The sequence below is a fragment of the Cupriavidus sp. HMR-1 genome (assembly GCF_000319775.1).
GTDB lineage: Bacteria > Pseudomonadota > Gammaproteobacteria > Burkholderiales > Burkholderiaceae > Cupriavidus > Cupriavidus metallidurans.
This window is the reverse complement of record NZ_ANKP01000209.1, coordinates 1-3,933: the sequence shown is the minus strand read 5'-3', so window position 1 is coordinate 3,933 and position 3,933 is coordinate 1. Positions and strand designations below refer to the sequence as shown.

Genomic DNA, 3,933 nt, shown 5'->3' with positions numbered 1-3,933 from the left:
CCGCCGAACCGGCTCTCGTCGCCGAAGCATGACGCGTGTCGGCACGCCCGGCGCCGTGGGCACCCCTCGGGCCGGTTCGGCCGACTCACCAATGGGCGGCACGCCGCCCTCCCCTTTTCAGACCATGCAAGTCACGTCCCGCTCCGGCACCGTGTTCCGGCTGCTGATCGCGGCCGTCCTGGGCGTGGCCCATACCCAAGCCTTCGCACCGCACAACTGGTGGTGGCTGCAGATCCTGTCGCTGGCCGGACTCGTCGCGCTGATCGCCGGCGCCCCACGCCCGCGCGCCGCAGCGGCCACGGCCTATGCCTTCGGGCTGGGCTGGTTCCTGTCCGGCATCTGGTGGCTGTTCATCAGCATGCACGTCTACGGCGAGATGCCGTCGTGGATGGCTGGGCTGGCCGTAGTGCTGTTTGCCGGCTACCTGTCGATCTGGCCTGCCCTGGCCGGCGCGGCCTGGCACTGGTTGACACAACGCGGCCGTGATGGCGTGCTCCCCGCGCTGGCGTTCGGCGCCACGTGGGCGCTCTCCGAGTGGCTGCGCGGCGTGGTGTTCACGGGGTTTCCGTGGCTCGGCAGTGGCTATCCCCACACTGACGGCCCGCTGGCGGGCTTCGCGCCGCTGATCGGCGTCTATGGCATTTCCGCGCTGGCCGGGTTCATCGCGGCCTTGCTGGTGGCAGTCGTCGGCGCCATCGGTCGCCAGCGAAAAGCCCGAACCGCGGTGCTCGCCGGCGGACTCGCGGTAGGCGTGCTGGCCTGCGGCGCGGCGCTTGCGCCGATCCAGTACACCTCGCCCTTCGGACAACCGATCCATGTCCGGCTGCTGCAAGGCAATGTGGCCCAGGACATCAAGTTCGAACCCGAGGGCATCGAGCGATCGCTGGAGCTTTACCGCGACCTGATCACCGAGGCGCCGGCCGATCTGGTGGTCACGCCGGAGACCGCATTCCCGGTAATCCTGCAGGAACTGCCCGTCGAGATCGCCCGTGCGGTGCGTACCTTCATGGAAAAGACCGGCACCACGATCATCTTCGGCGCTGCCGGCGCCGATTCGCCGGTGGATTTCACCAACAGCGTGTTCGCGATCGGCCCGGAACAGGATCAGCTCTACCGCTACAACAAGCACCATCTGGTGCCATTCGGCGAGTTCATCCCGTTCGGCTTCCGCTGGTTCGTGGACATGATGAAAATGCCGCTAGGCGATTTCCGGCGCGGTACGCTGGACCAGCCAGCGGTTCCGGTGCGCGGCATTCATGTGGCACCGAATATCTGCTACGAGGATTTGTTCGGGGAGGAGATCGCGGCCACGCTGCGCCAGCAGGCAACACCGGCCAACGTGCTGGCCAATGTCACGAACCTGGCCTGGTTTGGCGACACGATCGCACTGGACCAGCACCTTCAAATCTCGCGGATGCGCGCGCTGGAAATGCGCAGGCCCATGCTGCGTGCCACGAATACGGGCATGACCGCCGTGGTGGCACCGGATGGCACGGTGCAGGCAAAGCTGCCGACGTTTCACGTGGGGACGCTGACCGCGACCGTGCAGGGCATGCAGGGCCTGACGCCTTACATCCGCTGGGGCAACGTGCCGGTGCTGATCGGCAGCCTGCTGGTGCTGTTGGTGGCCGCCCGCGCGCGACGCGCGCGCGGGTAGGCGAAACGACGGTGCGAAGCCTCGGGGCTTAGCCGATCACCGAAGTGGCGATCGAGACGGCCGCAGCGGCGGCCATCACAGCGATGGCGACGAGGTACGGTTTGCGAGACAGCAGCGACATGACCAATCCCAAGAAGTAAAGATGATGTTTCCCGGAGCGCCTTCCGGCCTGTGCATCGACCCACGCGGATAAGGGAGGCGGTTCCAGCCGCAGCCTGTTCGTTTTGTGTTCAGCCGCGTGCTTCAACTGTATACAAAAACGTTATCGGCACCTATAAGACGGTTCTGAAACCCCGGTCAGGATTTACCCGACCCGTTGCAAAAGCCCGACAGTGTCGCCAAGCATGATTCATGCCCCGCCCCCCCTGTTTCGACGTCGCTTGCGCGGGGGGCGACCCAAAAACCCGATAGAATTCAAGGTTTGGCAAACCCCGCGCGAGACGGCTCGCGCACTTGCCCGCCAGATTTCCTTTTCGTCTTCCTATGCTGACCTTCCAACAAATGATTCTGACCCTGCAGGCCTACTGGGACCGGCAGGGTTGCGCGCTGTTGCAACCGATCGATCTGGAGGTCGGCGCCGGGACGTCGCACGTGCACACCTTCCTGCGCGCCATCGGCCCGGAGCCGTGGCGTGCCGCATACGTGCAGCCGTCGCGCCGTCCCAAGGACGGCCGCTACGGCGAGAACCCCAACCGCCTGCAGCACTACTACCAGTACCAGGTGGTGCTCAAGCCGGCGCCCGAGAACATTCTCGAGCTGTACCTCGGCTCGCTCGAGGCGCTGGGCCTTGACCTGAAGCAGAACGACATCCGCTTCGTCGAGGACGACTGGGAAAATCCAACGCTCGGCGCATGGGGCCTGGGCTGGGAAGTCTGGCTCAACGGCATGGAAGTGACGCAGTTCACCTACTTCCAGCAGGTTGGCGGCATCGACTGCAAGCCGATCACCGGCGAAATCACCTACGGCATCGAGCGTCTGGCGATGTACCTGCAGAAGGTCGAGAACATCTACGACCTGGTCTGGACCGAATGGCAGGAGAACGGCGAGACGCGCCGCCTGACCTACGGTGACGTGTACCACCAGAACGAAGTGGAACAGTCCACCTATAACTTCGAGCACAGCAACACGGAAATCCTGTTCCGCCACTTTGCCGAGCACGAGAGCGAAGCCAAACGCCTGATGGGCGATACCGGCGAAAAGGCCGAAGGCGAGCAGGAGAAGGCCGCTGGCACACGCCTGGCGCTGCCGGCCTATGAGCAAGTGCTCAAGGCCGCCCACACCTTCAACCTGCTGGACGCGCGCGGCGCGATCTCCGTGACCGAGCGTGCCGCGTATATCGGGCGAATCCGCAATCTGTCGCGCCAGGTGGCGCAGGCCTACTACGACTCGCGGGAAGCGCTTGGCTTCCCGATGTGCAAGACCGAGGCCCGCGCATGACACCCCATCTGCGCGGCGTCTGTGCGATCGTCGCGTTGGCCGTGTCCGCCGTGGCGGTGTTCGGTGGCAGCGCCGACGCCCTGGCACGCACCGCATCGCCGCCAAGTCCGCAGGCGCTCTACCTGCCCGAGGACCTGAGCAATGTTTGCGAAGCCGACCAGCAGGCCCTGCAACTGGCCATCACGCGGCACTGGCGTCCGGCGCTCAAGTCAATCGACCAGTGGACGCAGCTCGTGCGGTCGTTCTCGTGCGACCTGTCGGGCTCGCGCGATCTCGGCTGGCACCGGGTGCCGCTGCGCGCCTATGAAAGCGCGATCCGCTACCCGCTGCAGTGGGCCGAGTGGGAAGACCACAACGGCCGGCCGCGCCGCACCGTGCGCACTTACTATTCGGCCGCGCAGCTTCCCGCCAAGATCGAGTTCTGGATCGGCGGACGCATCGACGAGATCCGTTATGACCGTCGTACGCAGCGGATCGACGCACGCTTTCCAGCCGCGGGTACCCGCGGCGCTTCCGGCGTGGCGGCGCAATGCGCCTACACCACGCTGCAATTCCGCCAGCAGAATGGCCTGTGGCTGCTGTCTGGCGTGGAACCCAATCTCTCGCCGCGCTGCTAAGCGCGCGCCCATACCTGTTGGATACGATTCATGTCGCAACCCATGACCGATTCGCTGCTGATCGAACTGTTCACTGAAGAACTGCCGCCGAAGGCGCTGGCACGCCTGGGCGAGGCCTTTGCCCAGGGCCTGTTCGACGGCCTCGGCGCGCGCGATCTGCTCGAAGCAGGCGCCACCGTTACGCCTTTCGCCACGCCGCGCCGCCTGGGCGCGCTGGTCTCC

General features: G+C 65.6%; 4 protein-coding genes. All 4 read left to right on the top strand.

What is annotated here, in order from left to right:
- Positions 1 to 124: 124 nt before the first annotated feature.
- Positions 125 to 1,657 carry an apolipoprotein N-acyltransferase gene (lnt, locus tag D769_RS20375; protein ID WP_152415039.1) on the top strand — a complete coding sequence of 511 codons (1,533 nt, stop codon included), beginning with the start codon at positions 125 to 127 and terminating at the stop codon, positions 1,655 to 1,657.
- A 483-nt stretch (positions 1,658 to 2,140) separates the two neighbouring features.
- Positions 2,141 to 3,094, top strand: coding sequence for a glycine--tRNA ligase subunit alpha (gene glyQ, locus D769_RS20370; RefSeq protein ID WP_008648968.1), 954 nt, complete (start codon positions 2,141 to 2,143; stop codon positions 3,092 to 3,094).
- Positions 3,091 to 3,711, top strand: coding sequence for a hypothetical protein (locus D769_RS20365; RefSeq protein ID WP_008648966.1), 621 nt, complete (start codon positions 3,091 to 3,093; stop codon positions 3,709 to 3,711). The genes glyQ and D769_RS20365 overlap by 4 nt, the downstream gene beginning before the upstream one ends.
- Before the next feature lie 30 nt (positions 3,712 to 3,741).
- Positions 3,742 to 3,933 (top strand): glycine--tRNA ligase subunit beta (locus tag D769_RS20360; protein ID WP_008648964.1); only part of this gene is annotated, 192 nt, incomplete at its 3' end.